Raw genomic sequence first — 20954 nt, 5'->3', positions numbered from 1 at the left:
ACTACACTCGCAAATCCTTTAAAAGTTTAAGAGCAAAATCAAGAGAATAAATTCCACTGTCACTCATTTTCAATAATATTTTTTCTATCTCATCACTTGAAAGATTATAATCCCTTTTAAGAAGATATAAAATCTTATTAACATGAAGTTTCATATGCCCTCTTTGAATTCCATCAAGAGCAAGTGCTCTTAAAGCCGCAAAATTACTTGCAAGACCAACACAAGAGAGAATACCCATAAATTCCTCTTTGCAATCAATTCCCATAATCTTAAAGCTCAATATAGCTGCTTCATGAGAACTAGCTGAACCTCCTTTAACTCCAACTTGTAAAGGCAATTCAATCTCTCCAATTAAATTTTCATCAGAAATATAAAATTTGCTAAGAGGTAAATATCTACCACTTCTTGAGGCAAACTTATGTATGCATGCAGCAAGAGCCCTTGTATCATTAAGTGTAGCGACACATAAACCCGTTATGCCATTCATAATACCTTTATTATTAGTAACAGCACGTTCCTCTTCAAAAAATCCTATCTTAGAAATAAGAGATATATTTTGAGCCAAAGCCAAAGATTCTTCATTATCTTTAAGCAAAGCATTAACATTTAATTTAAAATTAGCTTTTATAACAAAATCATTTGAATCATTGCTTAAAATTTTTAAAACACACTCATATCCAAACTCCAAAGTAATATGATGAGCCACCCTTTCAGCTACCGAATTCAGCAAATTTGAACCCATAGCATCACAAACATCTACATAAATATTTAATTTTTGAATACCAATTTCCTTAATAAACTTAGTCGAAAGCCTTCTAAATCCGCCACCCCTAAGCTCCATATTATGCAAAAGAGGCTTAGACCAAAGATCAATTTTTTCAAAAAGACTAAGGAGCATATCACTTAAATCTTTATCTGTTCTTATATAAACTTGAGCAATACCTAACACTTCACCCACAGAATAACTTAAATTAGCGCTCTCAAGAATCTTAGCTGCAAAATTTAATGCGGCAATAACTGAAGATTCCTCTGTAGCAATAGGTACAGCATAATACTTTCCATTTACCTTCAAATTTTTTACAATGCCAATGGGCAAGGATAAATACCCAACATAATTCTCTATCATGTGACAAAGAAAATTCTCATCAACAGAATCATAAAAAAAATCGCAAGGATTCAATTTTAAAATACTCTTTATCTCTTGTCTTTTATCTGAAATATTTTTATTTCTAAAATTCTCACTAAGTCTCATAAAAATCCTTAAAACTCTTAACATTAAACGACAACGGATGACTTAAGAAATATTTATTTAACCTAAACTGTACCAAATTTTTACTATTACTTAAAAGCATAGACATCTTTAAAACATATTCATAATCTTTTAAAAGTTTATATAAGGCATCCTCACCTCCCGCATAAAAAGCTCTAAGAATGGCTGATGCAATACCCACCAACTTAGCCCCAAGAGCAATGCCTTTAGCGATATCTATTCCCGTCTCATATCCTCCTGATGCAAAAATCCTATCTTTAAAAGAATCCTTAATACTAAGTAATGTTAAAACTGAAGATATGCCCCAATTAGAAAAACAAGACGCAACATTCAAATTTTCTTCTTTAATTCCTTCGACCAAAACCCAGTTAGTTCCACCACTACCAGCAAGATCAACATAAGACACTCCAAGATCTAGTAAACTGATAACACAACCCGGTGAAATCCCAAAACCTGTTTCTTTAACAATGACTGGTAAATTTGATGCATCACAAAGCCTAGCAATTGAATCCTTAATTCCTTTAAAATTTCGATCACCTCTTGAATTCATTAATTCCTGGCCTGAATTTAAATGCACAATTATGGCATCAACCTCGAGCTTCTTAATTATCTCAATTACTTTAAATATTCCAAATTCTCTTAACTGAATAGCACCAATATTTGAAAATAAAGGAATATTATCAGCACACTTCCTTAAGGCGAAATATTTAATATATTCAGGATATTTAAATATAAGCTTAAAAGATCCAAGACCCATTGGAATTCTTAAGTTATTTGCAATCTTAACAAGAGACTTATTCAGTTTATTGCCCTCTTGAATACCCCCTGTCATTGATGAGATAAAAATAGGCATAGCAATATCATAACCAAATATACTCTCACTTGTATCTATCTCATAAAAATCAAGCTCACTGAGTGCATCATGCTTTAAATTAACAAAATTTAAAAGATTATCACTCTTGCTAACATCTTCTTTATTTAAACAAATTTCAATCTGTCGTTTTTTATTATTTAATATATTAGGCTCGATACCCATAAACTCGGTATCCATCCTCTCTAATTTCCTTTAAATAGAAGCCTTGGGATTCACCTGGCGCGATCTTATTTTCAAAAAAATCTCTATACTCATCAAAGCTTGCATTATGCCTTACTGAGAGTATTTTATCAATATCCCAAGTCTTAACAACATATTGAGCATGATCTTCAACTGTAAGCTCATAAATAACCATAATATTACCAGATCCATAAGAACAAAAAAGTATTTTCTCCCCACTAATATCCTTTTTTGCAAATACTCGTTTCAAATAAGACATTAAAGATAAAAATATCGACCCTGTATATAAATTTCCCACTTCCTTAGAAGCCTCAACAGAATCATAAAAGTCTATTGATTCTAAATAAGCATTTCGCTCAGATTCATCTTCACTATAATATTTCTTTAAAACATAATGCATTGAATCTATAGGCATTTTTGCAAAAGGTACATGCAAAATAAATCTATAGTTAGAAAATAAATCCTTAATACTCATATTTTTCTTATATGCAAAATCTGCTAAAGCTTCTTCATTTGCCTTATTATAGCATTCAATAGAATAACGTCCCTTTACCTTAGCCTCAAGACTTCCAAATGGTCTAAAGAAATCATCAACATCATCAGTATAAACCCCAAATTCAGACAAATTAATAGATAAAACTTTTGGATTTTGTTCGATAAGTACTGCTGTTGCTCCAGCCCCTTGAGTAATCTCTGCTGTTGTAAGATTATTATAATGTGCAATATCACTAGAGAATACTATGCCATATTCAGACCTATCTAACTGACTCAAAATACTTGCGGCACTGTGCAAAGCAAGCGCAGAACCTGCACATGCATGCTGAGCTTGAAAAGTCAAGAAATTATTTTTTAAATCAATGCCAGCCAACTTCAAAGCCCCATAGACATAAGATGAGATTGACTTTGAATAATCCACCCCCGTCTCAGTTCCGCCTAAAAATATCCTCATCTTATCTAACTTAAGATTATTATTATCAAAAATTAGCTTAACAGCAGAACTAGCCATTGTAACACTGTCTTCATTAGGACTTGTAAATCTAAATGCCTTCTGAAGGGTTGCATCAATTGCTCTATTAAATTTCTTAAAAAAAATCCCATCAGACTTATATAAAGAATTGCTTAAAAGAACATTAAAATTTAAATAATTTAAAGGTAAAAAAACTCTAATATCACTAATACCTACTCTCATCGATTTCCTCCAATTAAAAAAAATGATTGCCAAGTATTATACTATAGATCATAAAAACAGCAAAGTTCAATATAATATTGAAAGGAGATGCAAATCATGAAAATAGCAGTACTTCTATCTGGTGGCGTAGACAGCTCTGTAGCTCTTTATACAATGATACAAAAAGGATATAAGAATATAAAATGTTATTATCTCAAAATTTGGCTTGAAGATGAACTTTCTTATATTGGAGAGTGTCCTTGGGAAGAAGATATTAATTATGTAGAAGCTGTGTGTACAAAATTCAATGTACCATATGAAATCATCAGCTTGCAAGATGAATATTACAAAAGAGTAGTAACTTATGCTATTGAAGAACTAAAAATCGGAAATACCCCAAGTCCAGATATATTTTGCAATCAAAGAATAAAATTTGGTGCATTCTTTGACAAGATCAACGAACATTACGATTTAATTGTCACAGGACACTATGCCAAAATAGAAAACAAAAATAATCATTACATACTTAAACAAGCTAAAGATAAAATAAAAGATCAAAGCTATTTCTTATCCCATCTCTCTAGAGAACAAATATCAAAATTGCATTTTCCATTAGGAGACTTATTAAAAACTGAAATAAGACAAATAGCACACAAAATAGATTTGCCTAATAAAAACAGAAAAGACAGTCAAGGGATCTGTTTTCTTGGAAAAATCAAATATGATGAATTTATAAAATACCACTTGGGAGAACTTAAAGGTAATATAATCGAACAAGAAACGGGCAAAATACTTGGAACACATAATGGATATTGGTTTTTTACAATTGGACAAAGAAAAGGCATCAAACTCAGCCACGGGCCATGGTTTGTCACAGAAAAGGATATTCAAAATAACATTATTTATATCTCAAACAGTGTAAATTACCTGGCACAAGGAAAACACCAATTTTTAGTTCACAAAACAAACTGGATAAATAAGCCAGTAAATAATATCGACTTAAGCGCCAAAATAAGACATGGAGAAAAAAAAATAAAATGCAAAATAGAAATGTTAAAAAACGACATTATAAAAGTTGACTTAGAAGAAAAAGACTATGGAATCTCACCGGGACAATTTTGCATATTTTATCAAGAAGATGAGTGCCTGGGTGGAGCTCAAATCCTTCAAACCCTAACATAAAAACATATATTTTTAATATCATTATTTATAGGGATAATTTAAATATCCCTATAAATTATTTATCAATCTTAAAGTAATCTACGGATTCCTTTAAATGTTTAACACTCTCCAACATTCTATCAGACATTGCTGAGAGTTCCTCACTACTTGATGCTGTTGTTTGAACCAATTGACTAACTTGTTCTATTGCATTCTTAAATTGTCCAATCTGATTACTCTGATTAGAACTCTCACGAGTAATATTCTTAACAAGCCCAGCTGTTTTCTCCATTCCAGGAACAATCTGCTCAAAATTATTACCTGCTTTACTTGCAATAGTCAAACTCTTATGTGCAATATCAATAATTTCTCTAGCAGACTCCTTGCTCTGATCAGCAAGCTTCCTAACCTCAGCAGCTACAACTTCAAATCCCTTACCCTTATCCCCTACTCTAGCAGCTTCAATAGAAGCATTTAAAGCAAGTAAATTGGTTTGCCTTGTTATCTCATCAATAACACTTATTTTATCTGTAATAACTTCCATCGCCTCAATAGCTTTAACAACAGATTGATGTCCATCACGGGTTTTCTCATTAGTGTTAACAGCAATACTCTCAGTAGTAGAAGCATTATCGGTATTCTCAATAACACCTTGGGATATCTGCTCAATATTTGCTGTCATCTCTTCTAATGTAGATGCTTGTTCAACTGCTCCTGAACTTAAATTCTGACTCGCATTTGCTATCTGAATTGCATTTTCATAAAGATAATCAAGGTTCTCAACAACTCCTCTAGCAACAGATGAAAAGTTAGATCTTAAAAGCTCCAAATTTTCATATAATCCACAAAGTTCTAAAGTTTTCCACTCTAAAGAATAATTTGAAACAGTAAAATCTCCAGAAGCAAGTCTTCCGGAGTAACTTAAAATTCCATTTAAAACAGCACTAAGTTTACCTACAAGATAAATAGTAACCCCTCCAAGAACAACTAAAGTAACTATAAAACTTACCCCCAAAATTACAGTAGTAAGTCTAGACATATAATAAAAATCTTTTTCCTTAACTCTCAAATATACTATAAATGACATATTAGACAATTTACATTTTATCTTTTGAGCAAGTCCAATATATGCGGTGTCAAGAGGGTCAACATAACGTCCTACACTAATTTCTTTATTTTTCTGTATTAAATCTTCAGAAGTCTTCTTAATTACGTCATCATAGTAAGGATTAGTACCAACTAAGTTATCGCCAGGAAACCAAGTATGATGGACAAGAAATGAACCCGTTTTGTCAAATACCATAGCCCGACCACTGCCTAATGTTCCAAAAACAATACCTTTAAATGAATTATAAAGATAATCGGTAGCATAAAAGATCATAAAATAACCAAAAATATCATTGGTATCATGATCTCTTAAAGGAACGCCTATTAATAAATAAGGAATTTGTCCCGCCTTATTCCTAATCTTAGAAATATCCTTCATCAAAACCTCTTCAACAGACCCAGAATCTGCCAAAAGAACAGAAGAGTTATAAACAGAACTAGTGCTCCTTAAATTAACAAAATATCCCTTATCTGCAATAGAAATGCCATAATCACTATTATCTTTAACAGCAGTAGTAAATATTATCTCGCCTTTATTATTAGTTATCATCAAGTTGCTACCTCTGCCTGTCTTAAGCAAGATCTCAATTTGATCTAAAATAGCCTCTATTCTCTTAGGCTTACTTTTAGCAATAGATTCAAATCTATCTGAAGAGTCTAAATACATTGAATTAATTTTAACCCTCTCTTCCATTGATGAGAGATATATGGTTACAGAATTTTTGACATTGCCAATAAGATTTTCCATAAGATCTAACTGCTGCTCTACTAAGCTAGAATTAATCGTCATCCCAAATACGAAAAATAATACAGAAATAAAAATCGATATAAGAATACTAACAATAAGTAATATCCTAACTTTCAGCTTCAGTTTCATACACTAACCACCTCTTACAAAAATAAATTCTAAAAATCTGAAAAGTCCTCATCAAAATCTAAATCCTTATCAACAACATCAATAGCTTTCTTAGGATCTACCCTTTTATTAATAGGCTTATAACTTACATTTGAATCACCATGTATATCATCTTGCCTATCTCCTAAAGATGGATTACTCTCCACATTTAAAGTGGTAAGACTCCCAGCCACAAAACCATCATCTGCATCGTTAAATGCATCAGAAGAATCACCCTCAGAATCTTTAACTTTGAAAAAAGATATTACCTGTCTGAGCTCTTTTGCCTTTTCAAGCATTCGATCAGCCATACTTGAAAGCTCTTCACTGCTTGATGCTGAAGCTTGAACGACTTCTCCAACCTGATCAAGGGCCATTTTAAAATGCATAATTTGCTCATTTTGTTTGTAGCTTCCTTCAGAAATCCTCTTCACAAGATTGGTAGTCTTTTCTATCTCAGGTAACATATCCTTAAATATCAATCCAGCTTCCGTTGCCAATCTAGAATTCTCTTCAACTAATTCGCCAATCTCAAGAGCAGACTCCTTGCTAAGATCAGCAAGCTTTCTAATCTCACTTGCTACAACAGCAAATCCCTTGCCTTCCTCCCCAGCCCTTGCAGCTTCAATAGCTGCATTTAACGCAAGCAAATTAGTTTTTCTAGCTATCTCTTCAATAACACTAACCTTCTCAACAATAGCCTGCATAGCCACAACAGATTCTTCAACAGCCTTACCCCCTACTTGGGCACTCTCATTAGTAATTAAAGCAATTCGTTCTGTTTCTTGGGAATTATTAGCACTCATCTTAACTCCAGCTGATATCTGTTCAATGTTAGCTGACATTTCTTCAAGTGTTGACGCTTGCTGTAATGCACTAGAACTTAAACTTTGACTTGAATTAGCAACTTCAACACTTGCCTTATTAACATAATTAATATTCTTTAGAACACTTGCAATAGCATCCGCAATTGCATTTCTCATTTTAATAATTTGTAAACCCAATGAACTAAGCTCATCAGAATACTTATCATTACCAATGATATAATCTTTATCTAAATTCCCTTGGACTATCTCCTTTACTAAATTCCGAATCAAATTTAACCTAGAACTAATAATTCTCTCTACCCTCATTGAAAGAATCACAACCAATATGATAATGCCTAAGACAGAGCTTACAATAAATTTCAAAGCTAAACTGTCAATAACCCCATGAATATCCTCATAAGGGATTCTGGCAACAAGAATTCCACTATTCTCTCCAAGCTCACTGCTAATAGGCAATATGGCATAATAGTTATACAACCCCATCTCTGGAAGATACGCTTTCTCAATCTGATAAACTGGCACCTCAGTTGACACAATAGATTGCCTAGGGGGCTTGGACAATGTATCCTTTAAAACATCAACAAATTGAGCACTAAGCTTAGAGCTCTCATTATATTCTATTAAAGGATTAACAAGATTATTATATGGATCTAAATAAAATAAATTTCCTCTATTATAAAAACCAAATCTAGCTCTATCTAATTTATCCCTTATAATATCATCAAGTAAATAACCTATCAAATAGCCAAGAAACACTTTATCTTCTGCTGAATACACAGGAACAACTATGGCAGAAGCCTTTTTATCCTCATAGTAGGATCTAACAGCAACCTCTCCTGCTATCCCCTCAATAAGACCAGAATACCAGCCAATAAAACTTAATTTACTTTTATTATACTCTTCTACAGATTTTTTAAAATACTCAGTATTTGCCTCAGACTGACCAAAATCCATATTATTCGCATGTCTTGTAGTAACAATTACTTTACCTTCAAAATCTAGAAATGCAAATTCTTCATAAACAGTATCGAGCTTTAAATTCCACAATATATCATACAACCGATCACGATATCTTTTATGCCCCTTTACAGAATCAAGAACTATTTGGGAATTCTCTCTAAGCCTGTCTAATTCGACCTCTGAAAACATATGCCCACCATTTTTAATAGACGAATACTCATCCATGGTCTCAAGGGCTAAATTGGAACTTGCTCCATCAATTACTATATAAAATGTATCTAACAAAGCCTGCATAGCAAAAGCAGCTCGTCTTGCTTGAGCTCTTGTAAGTTGCTTATAATAACGTTCTAAACGATTACTCAAAACAAACTTAAAAATTAAAGAAAAAAACAATATGGTTATCAATAAACATAAAAATAAAAATCCAACAAATCTGTGCTTAATTTTTAACATAAAACTACCTCGTAAATTAATCACTCACTTAATTAATTTAACAAATATAAGAATTAAGTAGATATCCTTCATAACTTTATATCAAAAAATATAATTCCCAAATAAACCCTAAATAATTCCACCTGTATCTTAAAAGAAATAAAAATAAAAATCAATCTTTTTTATAAGGTAAACCTAAGGCTTTAGGAGCATAATTATTTTTTGAAAGGAACATAAGACTTAGAATCACAACAACATAAGGTAAAATGATTAATATCTTAAAAGGAACCTTTAAAGATAAAAAGGAAATTTGAGAAATCATAACAACTAAGGTTCTTATAAAAGAAAATAAAAAACTACCCATCAAAATTCCAAAAGGTTGCCAATTCCCAAAAATTACCATAACAATGGCAATAAAACCTTGCCCACCAATAATTCCTTGCATATAACTTGAAGCAATCACAGTAGAGATCACCGCTCCAGCAACTCCTGCAAATAATCCACTTAGAAGAACACAAAAAAACCTAATCATAATCACATTAACCCCAAGGGATTCTAAAACTTCTGGCTCCTCACCACTGGCTTTAATTCTAAGTCCAATTTTAGTATATTTAAACATAACATGAAAAAGAATAACACACATAATTGCAATATAGAGTGAATATCTTTTACCAAAAATCTGAAATATAAAAGACTTTTTATCTAAAACTCCGTCAAAAAGTATGGGCAACTTAATGTTTATTGGGGGAGTTGAAGCAGAACCAAAAATAAAAGTTCCAAACAACATAGCAATAGCTGGTCCCAAAAAATTAATAGCCATACCAGTTATTATCTGATCTGATTTAAAAAAAATAGTAAAAATGGCATGCAAAACTGAAAGAATAAGCCCTGAGAGACCTCCAACAAAAATTGCAAATAATGGACTACCATAATAATATGCAACCGTAGCACCAACAAATGCTCCAAGAGCCATCGTACCCTCAAGACCAATATTTATTATTCCACTTTTCTCACTTATAAGCCCCCCAAGACCAGCCAAAATTAAGGCCTGAGAATTTACCAACGTTTCACTAATTAGAAATATTAGTGTGTTTAACACTTTTTATACCTCCCAAAACTATCTTATTAAAAAAATGGCTAGCAGAAATCACAATCACCACTATTCCTATCATCAAAGATACAATTGAAGAGGACAACCCCATTAAACTTTGAACTCTACTACTGCCATAAAGCAAAATTGAGAATAAAGTACTTGAAAATATAATTCCTATTGGAGAATTATTACCAATTAAAGCGACAGCTATACCATTAAGGCCTGTCCCTTCCATATAAGAAAGCTTAAATATTGCCTTATTAACACCCATAACCTGTATAGCACCCGCAAGTCCCGCAAGTGCACCTGCAAGAAACATAGCAAACAGCAAAATTTTTTTAATATCAATTCCCATACGATAAGACGCTACAATATTATGTCCTACAGCACTTATTTTAAATCCAAGCATTGTCTTATTTAATAAAATCCACATTAAAATAGCAATAATAATCCCAATAACTATCCCAAAATTAAGAGGAGCCTTTAATAAATCATTAATAAATGAATGTTCTGCTCTATAAGCAAGTCCTTCAGATGAAAGTTTCCAAGAGCCAAAAAAATCAATAAAAGCACTTTCTCGAATTGGCTTAGATAAATCACTGTTATTCTTTTTAATAGCAGGCAAATCTATGATTAGATTATTCACATGAAACAAAATCCAATTAAACATTATCCCTGAAATTACTTCATTGATGTTAAATTTAATTTTTAAATATCCAATTAAAACGCCTAAAATTCCTGACGCTAAAAAAGCAAAAATGAAAATGCAAATTACGTGCAATAAAGGAGGAAAATCCAAAAAAATTCCAGCTATTAAAGCTGAAATTGAACCAAGCATAAACTGACTCTCAACACCAATATTAAAAAGTCCTACTTTTAAGGCAATACCAATTGAAAGACCTGTAAAAATCAATGGTGTGGCATAGCTTATAATATACCCAAAATGCTTAGGAGAAGAAAATGCAACTTCTATCATTACATAGTACATTCTAAGAGGAGAATATCCAAGAAGCAATACTATGAGTCCAAGAATTAAAATTCCTAAAAAAAATGCAAAAAAGTTAATAAATATTGCTGAATTTAAAAATGCCGCAATTATTTCTTTATATTTATAATTATTAATTATCATTCAAATTACACCCATCATCATTTTACCAATAACCTCAGCATCAAAATTATCCTCCAAAATACCGACAATTCTCCCATCATACATTACAGCTATCCTATCACAAATACTCATAAGCTCATCAAGCTCAAGAGACACAAGAAGAATTGTCATTCCTGCATCCCTCTGTTCCATCATTTTTTTATAAATATTTTTAATAGCACCCACATCAAGTCCCCTTGTAGGTTGAACTGCCAAAAGAACTTCGGGTTTTAAATTAATCTCACGTGCAACAATTACCTTTTGTTGATTGCCTCCAGATAGATTTTTAACTTTGCTTAAAATATCCCTCGGTCTAATATCAAAAGAAACTGCAAGTTGTTCAGTTATCTTCTTAAGAAAAGTTAAATTAAAGTCAACAAACTGTTTTTTAAGAGTATTGAAAAATTTAAACTTTAATTTACTATTACACACATCACTACACTTAATTTTTAAATAATTTACATTATCAAAACTCTTAATTCCAATATTTTGGAAAATATTAAAATCTAAAATAAGACCGTGGTTTTGTCTATCAGATGGAATATGACCAATTTTTCTATCTATTATTTGCTTAACACTAAGACCCTTTATTGATTCAAACTTGCCATCAATCTTCTTAATTATGTCCCCGCTAAAGACATCTCTAATACCAAGAATTGCTTCGATTAATTCTTCTTGACCGCTTCCTTCAACTCCCGCTATTCCAAAAATTTCACCTTCTCTAAGATTAAAACTAATATTTTTAACTTTTAAAACACCTCGTTCATCTTTAACATTTAAATCTCTAATCTCAAGAACGTTAGTGTGATCAACAACCTGCCTCTTGGATATATCAAAAGAAGTTTCTTTGCCTATCATCAATTTAGTAAGCATTCTCTCATCAGTCTCAGCAACAGCAAAAGTTCCAATCACTTTTCCAAAACGCATAATTGTACACCTTTGCGCCACAGCCTTTATTTCTTTTATTTTATGCGTAATAAGTATTACAGTATGCCCCTCTACAGCCAATATTTTTAAAACATTTATGAATTCATTAATCTCATTAGGCGTAAGCACTGCTGTAGGTTCATCAAAAATAACAATATCTGCATTTCTATAGAGAACCTTAAGTATTTCTATTTTTTGTCCCATCCCAACACTTAAATTTTCAATAGGCTTATCAGTATCTATTTTTAAACCATATTTTTCAGAAAGCTTAAGTATCTTCCTTCTTGCACGATCATAATTAATAAACCCAAACTTTGAATCTTCATATCCTAAAATAATATTTTGCACAGCCGTAAATTTTGGAATTAACATAAAATGTTGAAAAACCATTCCAATACCACTTCGAATAGATTCGCTTGAATCTTTAAGTCTTAGTTCATTACCTTTTAAAAAAATTTGCCCGCTATCAGGTCTATGAATTCCATAAATAGTTTTCATTAAAGTGGTTTTGCCAGCACCATTCTCACCAAGAATTGCATGTATTTCTCCCTTTTTAAAGCTTATACAAATATTATCATTAGCAACAAAGTTGCCATATCGCTTAGTAACTTTATCTAAAGTTAATATATCTTGCATCAAAGATAACCTGAAATTTAACAAAGGTAAATAATATTTATTTATACCCTAACCAGACATGTTAAAACTAAAAGTAAATATTTTCAAGGGATATTCATAAAAAAATCAAAAATAATGCAAAATATCAAAAATCATGAAATAAACTTAATATAAAGATAAAAAATAATGATAAAATGAAGGCACATTAATAATAATTACTTATCAAGAGGATTAAAATATGAGAATCAAAGCTTGCATTTTTGACATGGATGGAACTTTAATAAACAGCATCATGGATATTGCATTCTCAATGAACGCTGCCCTAAAAAAATTAGGGTATACAGAAATTAAAACAGATGAATTTAACACTCTTGTTGGAAGAGGATATTCTAAATTAGTAGAGAACACTTTAGAACATCTTAACATAAACTTAAACAATAAACACCTCAAAGATAATCTGTACCTAGAATTTGTAAAATCATATAATCAAAATCTTTCTTCCCGAACAAAAGCATATGATGGCATACCAGAACTTTTACGAAAGCTAAACTCACTTAACATTCCCATTGGAATCTTAAGCAATAAAAACCACACGGAACTATTAATTATATCAAAAGATATATTTAAAGATATAAACTTCTTTGAAGTGAGGGGCTACTCAACAAGATTTAATGCAAAACCAGATCCTGCAAATGCACTTGACATGATCACAGAATTAAATCTTACACCAGAAGAAATAGCATACATCGGGGACAGTGATGTTGATATGATAACTGCTCAGAATGCCGGATTCCTACCTATAGGGGTTTCATGGGGATTTAGAACAATAGAAGAATTAAAAGCAAGTGGAGCAAAATACATCCTAAATAGTCCATCTGAACTTTTGGGCATAATTAAATGAAATTAAAAGTATATTTTCCACACCTATATCATTATTTATTTAATCATGAAAGTATAAGGGGATTGTCAGTCTTTGAAAAAGAAATTGAAATAATTAAATATCTAGAAGAAAATAAAAAAACTATTTCAACATTCATAGACGAAAACTTTAAATTCGATACTGATTCACTTACTCAATACGTTAAAGAAAAAACAGACATAATCATTACTTCCCTTGTTTTGTCAAATATTGAATCTATTGATCTAAATATTGTAAAAGACCTTTTTAACAAAAAATTTAATAAAAATAATTTAGAATTAATATTTGGTTCCATTAAAGCAAATCCTTACTTAAGAAAAGAATTTTTATATAATTTCAATGCCATAAGCAGTGGGCATATAACATTTTATATAAATAAACTCTTTGAAGACAAAAATTCCTACACAATATACCTAATCAAAAAAGAAAACGATATTCTTGATTCTTCAAAACTTGTAAAAAATTACATAAAAATTCTACTCTTATTAAGAGTTTTAATAATTAAGTTTTATTTAGAAAAAGATATAAAATTAATTCCAAGAAATGTTGAAGATACATCAAAATTAGTGAGCAGAGAAATCGACTTTTTAGATGACAACACAGCTAATTTAATAACTCAAAGCCTGTTCAAATATGAACATTTAAGTAACATGTCACCAATTGCAACATTAATATCCATTTTTTCAAACAGAACTAGAATCCCAAGCATTAAAAACAATAGAATAAAAGGATTTATGGGATATGATGAGAGCTGGTTTTCAATAAAACAATCCAGCTCAAAAGACTATGATCCAAGAATTATTAAGGAACTTCTAGAAATAGCTAGGAAAAATAAATGGTAAAGATATTTGCAAATTTTTTTAAAGCTACTTTAATCACTTCGATACTTGCATTCCTAATAGAAGAATTATCAATAATACTTTTCTTGCCATACAAGATTCGCTTTGCTCTAATATTCATTGGACTCTTATTCGACGCAATACTGATCTTGATTTTTTTTCATAAAATTTTAAAAGCTTATTTTTCACGAACATTACAAATATATATAAGAAATAATCTGTTTTTTGATCTAATCCATTGCCTAATTCCCTTAATATTTTATAGCTCACATCAAATTCAAAATATAATTAATCCTCACGAAACAATTCTAGGACCAATCATACTTTCACTTTTCAAATTAAGATTCTTAAGACTTCTTAGATTTAACGATTTAATGATTGAAATTTATTATAATCCAAAAGAGAAAAATCTAATCTTAATTGCATTTGCCAGAACATTCTCAATAAGTCTACTAATTCCATTCATATTTTTCATAATATTTTCAAGTTCAGGTTTTGCAAATACAATTCCAGAAAAGCAAGAATTTAATATCATAAAAAACATCTCAATAACAACTGAAAAAAACTATATTAAAGAAAAATATCCATTTATACTAATAATTAAAGATATAGATAAAACAATATATTCTAAATCCGATGATATATTTTTCTACTATAGTCCTAGTGAATACAAAATTATTGAAATGGATCAGACAAAATTTTATATAGATAAATATCTGCAAAGAAAAAATGATTCTGTAATTGGGATATTTCTATTTACACTCTTTGTATCATTTTCACTATTTTTAACAAATTTTTATAAATTCTTTAAAGCAAGTTTTCTAAATCCAATCATACTAATGCAAAAAGTCTTACAAGATCCAATCGAATACAGAAAAATTCAAATTCCATTCCATTTCAGTGAAGAAAAAGTATATGAAATGGCAAAAACATTTAACAATCTTTTATTAAAAGACAAACTAAACGCAAAAAGAAAAAGCAAACTTCCCTTAGAGATTGAAAAAGTGAAAAGAATAATAAACAGCAATAAGGAACATATATGATAAAAAAAATATTCCTGTTACTCATTATTAACACATCAATTTATTCAAGACTAATAACAACTTCAATTGAAAAACGATCATCAGAAACAACTAGGCAATATTCCTCTTTTAATTTAATAACAGAAGAAGCATACTATACTCAATATCCAAAAAACACACATGAAATACAAATATATGAATTAACAGAAAATTTTATAAAAAGCATCTTCAAGGATAAAATTGATTACACGGCAATAACTCCAACTTACAAAGAAGCCAATCAATATTTACTTCAAAGTGAAATTATTGACAAGGACTTTTCAAAATATAAAATATTTAAAATAAAAACTATAGATTCAATTTTTAAAAGTTCAGCATTAATATACACCAAAAAAGGATTTTACAAGCTAGAACTACACATGGGCAACAATAACAAAAATAAATTAGAAATTTTCAACCTCAACATGTCATATTTCACAAAAAGCCCAAATGAAATAAGTAACGAATTGATTTTTTATAAAAATACTAAATAAGTAAACAATACTAATTCATTGAACAAATACAGACATAACTCTTTGAAGAACCTTGGCTCTATCAAGAGGCTTTACAATAAACGTCTTTGCACCTTTAATTAAACAATCCTTAACCAACTGTTCTTTTCCTAAAGCAGAAATCATTATTACTTTAGCATTTTTATCAAACTCTATGATATTAGAAAGACAAGTTATTCCATCCATTTTGGGCATAGTAATATCAAGAGTAACAACATCAATATTAGGATAATGATTTTTATATTTGATCACAGCCTCCTCGCCATCAGCAGCAGTATCAATAACATTGAACCCTTCAGAAGTAAAAATTTGTGTAAGCTGCTTTACAGTAAAGACTGAATCATCTACAATCAAAACATTAAAAGGAGCTCCGGTTTCATAATTAATCCCCTTTGGTTTATTTGAAGAATCCATAGAAATTGTAGTTTTCTGGATCATATTAAACCCTCTTTTCTCATAATAAGTATTTTCAACTTCATAATCATATCAAACCCTCTCTCTTATTGCAATATTAACCTCGATAATTTTACCATCTGGCAAAGTAAAAGGTACTATTAATGCTTCAGAACCCTTATTGCTTATTTTCATATTTTCTCCATAAATAAAAGCCGGTGGAGTTATATCAAACACAAAACCTTTAGCATGCAAAGTAGTAACAAAATTACCAGCAATAATATTACCAACTTCCGTAAGAGTTGCAGCTACCATCTCCTTAGTCTCTTCATCATCAAAATCAACATACTCCTCAAAATTCAACTTAGAAGCAACAAAAAGTGCAGTATCAATATCCATATCAATGATAATGCTACCTTCAACAGAACCTGCAAGCCCTACAATTACAGAAGCCCCTCTTATTTTTTGATTTATCGACTTAAGTCCAGGACTGCCCATTTGAATATCTTCAACAAGCAACATATCCCTTAAAACTGAAGAAGCAGCATCTAAAAACGGCTCTATATAATCTATTCTCATTAATTTCTCCTTTAGATCCTTTTATACAAGTTAAAATATTTCACAGATATATCTTTTACAAAAAGATCATTATTCTTAAGTTCTTCATTATCTCCCAAAATCAAAAGAGCACCCCTAACAGATTTTTCTGCAATTGCATCCAGAATTAAAACTTGCCCATCATCACTCAAGAAACACAAAACATCTCTTAAAAAAATAATTCCCAAATTCTCTGGAAATTCTGATAAAATAGCATCTGAATATTCAAATAAAACACTATTAATAATCTCTGGCTTGAATTTATAAACTCCCGGACTCTGCTCAAAAGAATTTTTTTTATAAATCTCGCTCAAATTGATCTCAGATTCTGAGAAAACTAAATTAGAAGTGCCAATCACCTTAATTAAATCATTATCAATAGCTGTTACCTTAAAAGGATTTTTATAAGACTCATATAAAACACTCACATAAGATATTGTCTCTTTTCCTTCACCACATCCAATTTCAAAAACATTTAAAACGGTACCAACATCACTCATATCATTAACATGTTGTTTAACAATTTCATCTTGAAATCCTTTTAAATATTTATCACTCCATAAACATCCTGATGATTTTGAATAAAATTCACCTAAAAAGTTATCATAAGATAAATCATTAATATTTGCAATATCTAATTTCATACTAACTTTCTTTAAAAACTCGTCACTTACTAAAGACGCATTGAAAGAATATTTAAAAAGATTTTTTTTAATAACCTTTAAATCAACCAAATCATCCTTAGGTGATGTTACAATCTCACTAACAGATGATTCTGGTAATTCTAAGGAATTATTACTATAAGACAATGACTCAGAATCAGCAGTATTTACCTCATCATCATTGCTGATCTCTTCCAATAAAAGCTCTTCTTCTCTATCATAATTAAAAATCCTATCAACATCAAGAAGAATATATAATTTTCCACTATATTCAACTACTCCTTTTATGTAGCGTATAAGTGCTCCATGAGATAGAACAGGATGGGGCTCCTGGATCAGAGAAGAATCAATTGAAAAAACATTATTAACCTTATCAACAATAACCCCTATTAATAAATCGTCATTCCTTAGAACCATAATATCTTCAAGCTCTTTCTTAATGACTTCCAAATTAAACATTATTCTCAAATCAATAATGGAGATTATCTCACCTCTTAAATTATCAAGACCAACCACATATTCCTTAGCATTTGGGACATATGTAAAATTACTAGATTTCCTAATTTCCTTAACTTGCATAATATCTATTAAATAATTATCATTACCAATATTGAAAGATACTACTTTAAAATCCAAATTAACAGGGTTAATTCCTTTAACCTGTCTACTTAAATTATGCTCACCTGAATATATCTCTTTTATTTCCATCATAAGACTATCCTTTCATATCCTTTAGGTCAAAAAGCCTAAATACATCAATAATTAAGACAACCTTACCATTACCAAGTGTAGTAGCTCCAACTATTCCGGGACTTGACGCATACTTATCTTTAATAGGCTTTACAACAAAATCTTCTTCTCCAAGAATAGAATCCACAATGATCCCTGCCTTTTTATCATTAATACTAATGACTATCAAAAACTTCTCATATAATGTTTGATCGTCTTTTATATTAAAAAGCTCATCGAGTCTAAGCACAGATATAACTTCTTCCCTTAAATTATAAACCTCATGATCATTTTCAAGAAACTTAATATTTTCCTCACTAATTCTATGCGTTTCAAGAACACTATTTAAAGGAATAACATAAATCTCGCTGCCTGATTTTACAAGAAGGCCCTGCACAATCACTAATGTTAAAGGAAGCTTTATTTTAAAAGTAGTACCAACATTAACCTTTGAATCTATTATAATATTTCCATTTAATTTCTTAACATTACTCTTAACAACATCAAGTCCTACACCTCTACCAGAAACATCTGTAATTTGACTAGCTGTTGAAAATCCAGGTTCAAAAATTAAGTTAAGAATCTCACTCTCAGATAAAACCGTATTTTCCTTTATTAAACCCCTCTCAATTGACTTCCGCCTAATAATATTTGGATCTATACCTCTCCCATCATCTTCAATCTCAATTGATATCACATTACCTTCATTCTTGGCACGCAAAACTATATGACCAGTTTTATCCTTACCATTGCTAAGTCTCTCATCAACAGTCTCAAGTCCATGATCCATAGAATTCCTAATACAATGCATTAAAGGATCTACAAGATCATCTATGACAGATTTATCAACCTCCGTATCCTCCCCTTCAGTCCTAAGCTCTACAACTTTGCCTAGCTTCTTCGAAAGGTCTCTTACCACTCTTGTAAATCTTGAAAAAATACCAGAAACTGGTAGCATCCTTGTCTTTAAAACACTCTCATGCAAATCAGTAATGATCCTAGAGAGCCTATTAGAAGCAAATCTAGAATCTTGGAGAATTTTAAGCAATAAATCTCTTAAACCTACCATATCTTGTAAAGTTTTATCAATTTTATGCTCCACCAAATTTGCTATTTGACTCTCAAGAGAACTTTCCAATTCCAAACCTACATCCTTAAAAATCATCTTTAAATCTACCAAGAAACTATTGCGAAAACTTTCTTGATAATCATAAAAATGATTAAAACCATAAAGGAAAGATGTTATATCAGAATTTATTTGATTATAAGCTGACTTACTTATAACAGCTTCACTTACAAGATTTAATATAGAATCTATCCTTTTACTATCGATCCTAATTAAATTGACATTCACAGCTGGCTTTTTTGGCTCCTTAACAGGAGTATAACTCTCAACTTCAGTATTTAAATCCCCATCTTTAATATGCTCCAAATCGATTTTCTTAATATCAAAACTAATAACAACATCTGATAAATCTACCTTTTTAGAAATACTCTCCACTGAGGTATTTGATATTAAATAATATACAATAGAATCAAAAAACTTATCGGTTAATAAATCTTCACTATCAGGAATAGATTTATAAACTTCACCTAAACTTTTTAACGCCTGCAACATTTGAAATCCAGAAATTGTTGCCATAGGATTGTCTTTATTGAAATTTAACTTTACCTCAAATAACTCAGCATCACCAATATGCTCTCTTAAACTTATAAGCTCATCATTAGAAAGCTGCAATTCGCCTTTAGATACAGTATCATGAACAACAGCATTTTTCTCTCTTGAATTTGCCTTTGCCAATTCACTACCAATGTCAAATTCATCAATTGCATAACTTAAGGCAACATCAGACAAATCTATTTTTTCTGCAACATTACGATTATTTAAAGATATTAAATAATAATCTACTCTGCTTAAAAACTTATCTGCAATAATTTGCTCATAATTAGGAACAGTGTAAAGAATTGGTCCTAAGTCTTTTAAAGCCTGAAACATTTGTATGCCAGCAATTGTAGCCATAGGATTATCTTGATCAAAATAAATACTAACTCTTAAAACCTTTTGCTCAAGTCCTACAACTTCGCGCATATCACTAAGTTCACGGGAAGAAAGCAAAAATTCATCATCATTTATATTCTCTAAAGATACAACAGAAGCTGTCTGATGCTCGTCTCCTAAAAACCCTCTTAATTTATTTTTAAGCTCGCTTACATCTTGTAAATAAACATCTCCATTAAGACGTGCATCAAGCATGCCTTTTATTACATCAAGCGCATTTAAAAGTAAATCAACAAGATCATTGCATATCTTTAATTTATTATCTCTAATAGCATCAAATACATCCTCAACAACATGAGTAAAACCTGAGAGTTCCATCATATCAACAGAAGCTGAACCGCCCTTAAGAGTATGTGCCGCCCTAAATATCTCATCAATAGTTTCTGCATTATTAGGGTCATCCTCTAATGACATAATATTCTCTTCAAGAGTATCTACAAGATTCTGAGCTTCCTCAAAAAAAATCTCTAAAAGCTCTTTACTATCTGAATCTAGCATTAGCCTATCTTTCCTATTTTAGCTTAATA

The 20954-nt window shown here is 30.7% G+C and carries 17 protein-coding genes; 5 read left to right on the top strand and 12 right to left on the bottom strand.

The features are described 5' to 3' along the window. Nucleotide 1 precedes the first annotated feature (1 nt). The 3 genes from bhDAH_RS03475 to bhDAH_RS03465 are packed head-to-tail and all read right to left on the bottom strand — an operon-like array spanning nucleotide 2 to nucleotide 3513. A complete protein-coding gene (locus tag bhDAH_RS03475) occupies nucleotides 2-1252 on the bottom strand; it encodes a hydroxymethylglutaryl-CoA reductase, degradative (RefSeq protein WP_043924528.1) in 1251 nt (416 codons plus the stop codon). After that, entirely contained in the window at nucleotides 1242-2306 is a 1065-nt protein-coding gene (fni, locus tag bhDAH_RS03470) for a type 2 isopentenyl-diphosphate Delta-isomerase (RefSeq protein WP_043924484.1), read from the bottom strand. The genes bhDAH_RS03475 and fni overlap by 11 nt, the downstream gene beginning before the upstream one ends. Further along, entirely contained in the window at nucleotides 2290-3513 is a 1224-nt protein-coding gene (locus bhDAH_RS03465) for a hydroxymethylglutaryl-CoA synthase (protein WP_043924483.1), read from the bottom strand. The genes fni and bhDAH_RS03465 overlap by 17 nt, the downstream gene beginning before the upstream one ends. Before the next feature lie 96 nt (nucleotides 3514-3609). Here bhDAH_RS03465 and mnmA point away from each other — a divergent pair, with 96 nt between their 5' ends. After that, the gene (gene mnmA / locus bhDAH_RS03460; RefSeq protein ID WP_043924482.1) at nucleotides 3610-4674 is read left to right on the top strand and encodes a tRNA 2-thiouridine(34) synthase MnmA; all 1065 of its coding nucleotides are present in this window, start codon (nucleotides 3610-3612) and stop codon (nucleotides 4672-4674) included. A 55-nt stretch (nucleotides 4675-4729) separates the two neighbouring features. Here the strand turns inward: mnmA and bhDAH_RS03455 are convergent, their stop codons facing one another. From bhDAH_RS03455 to bhDAH_RS03435, 5 genes are all read right to left on the bottom strand, one after another. Then, nucleotides 4730-6631, bottom strand: a complete 1902-nt coding sequence (locus bhDAH_RS03455) for a methyl-accepting chemotaxis protein (RefSeq protein WP_172643772.1) — start codon at nucleotides 6629-6631, stop codon at nucleotides 4730-4732. A 35-nt stretch (nucleotides 6632-6666) separates the two neighbouring features. Beyond that, on the bottom strand, nucleotides 6667-8895 hold the full coding sequence (locus bhDAH_RS03450) for a methyl-accepting chemotaxis protein (RefSeq protein WP_043924481.1): 2229 nt from the start codon (nucleotides 8893-8895) through the stop codon (nucleotides 6667-6669). 151 nt (nucleotides 8896-9046) lie between these two features. Further along, complete coding sequence (locus tag bhDAH_RS03445; protein WP_012422429.1) at nucleotides 9047-9973, bottom strand: ABC transporter permease; 927 nt, start codon at nucleotides 9971-9973, stop codon at nucleotides 9047-9049. Further along, a complete protein-coding gene (locus bhDAH_RS03440) occupies nucleotides 9945-11096 on the bottom strand; it encodes an ABC transporter permease (RefSeq protein WP_012422428.1) in 1152 nt (383 codons plus the stop codon). The genes bhDAH_RS03445 and bhDAH_RS03440 overlap by 29 nt, the downstream gene beginning before the upstream one ends. Continuing rightward, nucleotides 11097-12680 (bottom strand): ABC transporter ATP-binding protein, encoded by a 1584-nt coding sequence (locus bhDAH_RS03435; RefSeq protein WP_043924480.1) that lies wholly within the window; start codon nucleotides 12678-12680, stop codon nucleotides 11097-11099. 214 nt (nucleotides 12681-12894) lie between these two features. On the opposite strand from bhDAH_RS03435, the gene bhDAH_RS03430 reads away from it, so the two are divergent. From bhDAH_RS03430 to bhDAH_RS03415, 4 genes are read left to right on the top strand one after another with little or no spacing between them, the layout of a single operon-like run. Then, nucleotides 12895-13557, top strand: a complete 663-nt coding sequence (locus bhDAH_RS03430; RefSeq protein ID WP_012422426.1) for an HAD family hydrolase — start codon at nucleotides 12895-12897, stop codon at nucleotides 13555-13557. Continuing rightward, the gene (locus bhDAH_RS03425) at nucleotides 13554-14417 is read left to right on the top strand and encodes a hypothetical protein (RefSeq protein ID WP_012422425.1); all 864 of its coding nucleotides are present in this window, start codon (nucleotides 13554-13556) and stop codon (nucleotides 14415-14417) included. Before bhDAH_RS03430 ends, bhDAH_RS03425 begins: the two co-directional genes overlap by 4 nt. Further along, nucleotides 14411-15457 carry a hypothetical protein gene (locus bhDAH_RS03420; protein ID WP_012422424.1) on the top strand — a complete coding sequence of 349 codons (1047 nt, stop codon included), beginning with the start codon at nucleotides 14411-14413 and terminating at the stop codon, nucleotides 15455-15457. Before bhDAH_RS03425 ends, bhDAH_RS03420 begins: the two co-directional genes overlap by 7 nt. Further along, a complete protein-coding gene (locus bhDAH_RS03415) occupies nucleotides 15454-15969 on the top strand; it encodes a hypothetical protein (RefSeq protein WP_012422423.1) in 516 nt (171 codons plus the stop codon). The genes bhDAH_RS03420 and bhDAH_RS03415 overlap by 4 nt, the downstream gene beginning before the upstream one ends. Nucleotides 15970-15984: 15 nt before the next feature. On the opposite strand, the gene bhDAH_RS03410 is transcribed toward bhDAH_RS03415, so the two are convergent. Genes bhDAH_RS03410 through bhDAH_RS03395 form a run of 4 tightly spaced genes read right to left on the bottom strand, consistent with a single transcriptional unit; the run spans nucleotide 15985 to nucleotide 20925 of the window. Beyond that, the gene (locus tag bhDAH_RS03410) at nucleotides 15985-16425 is read right to left on the bottom strand and encodes a response regulator (protein ID WP_012422422.1); all 441 of its coding nucleotides are present in this window, start codon (nucleotides 16423-16425) and stop codon (nucleotides 15985-15987) included. A 48-nt stretch (nucleotides 16426-16473) separates the two neighbouring features. Beyond that, nucleotides 16474-16959: a chemotaxis protein CheX gene (locus tag bhDAH_RS03405; protein WP_012422421.1), complete on the bottom strand. Its 486-nt coding sequence runs from the start codon at nucleotides 16957-16959 to the stop codon at nucleotides 16474-16476. Between the two features lie 11 nt (nucleotides 16960-16970). Beyond that, on the bottom strand, nucleotides 16971-18347 hold the full coding sequence (locus bhDAH_RS03400) for a CheR family methyltransferase (protein WP_043924479.1): 1377 nt from the start codon (nucleotides 18345-18347) through the stop codon (nucleotides 16971-16973). Nucleotides 18348-18354: 7 nt separating this feature from the next. Then, complete coding sequence (locus bhDAH_RS03395) at nucleotides 18355-20925, bottom strand: chemotaxis protein CheA (RefSeq protein WP_012422419.1); 2571 nt, start codon at nucleotides 20923-20925, stop codon at nucleotides 18355-18357. Nucleotides 20926-20954: the final 29 nt, after the last annotated feature.

Source organism: Borrelia hermsii DAH (genome assembly GCF_023035675.1).
Classification (GTDB): Bacteria; Spirochaetota; Spirochaetia; order Borreliales; family Borreliaceae; genus Borrelia; species Borrelia hermsii.
This window is presented reverse-complemented; position numbering and strand designations above follow the sequence as displayed.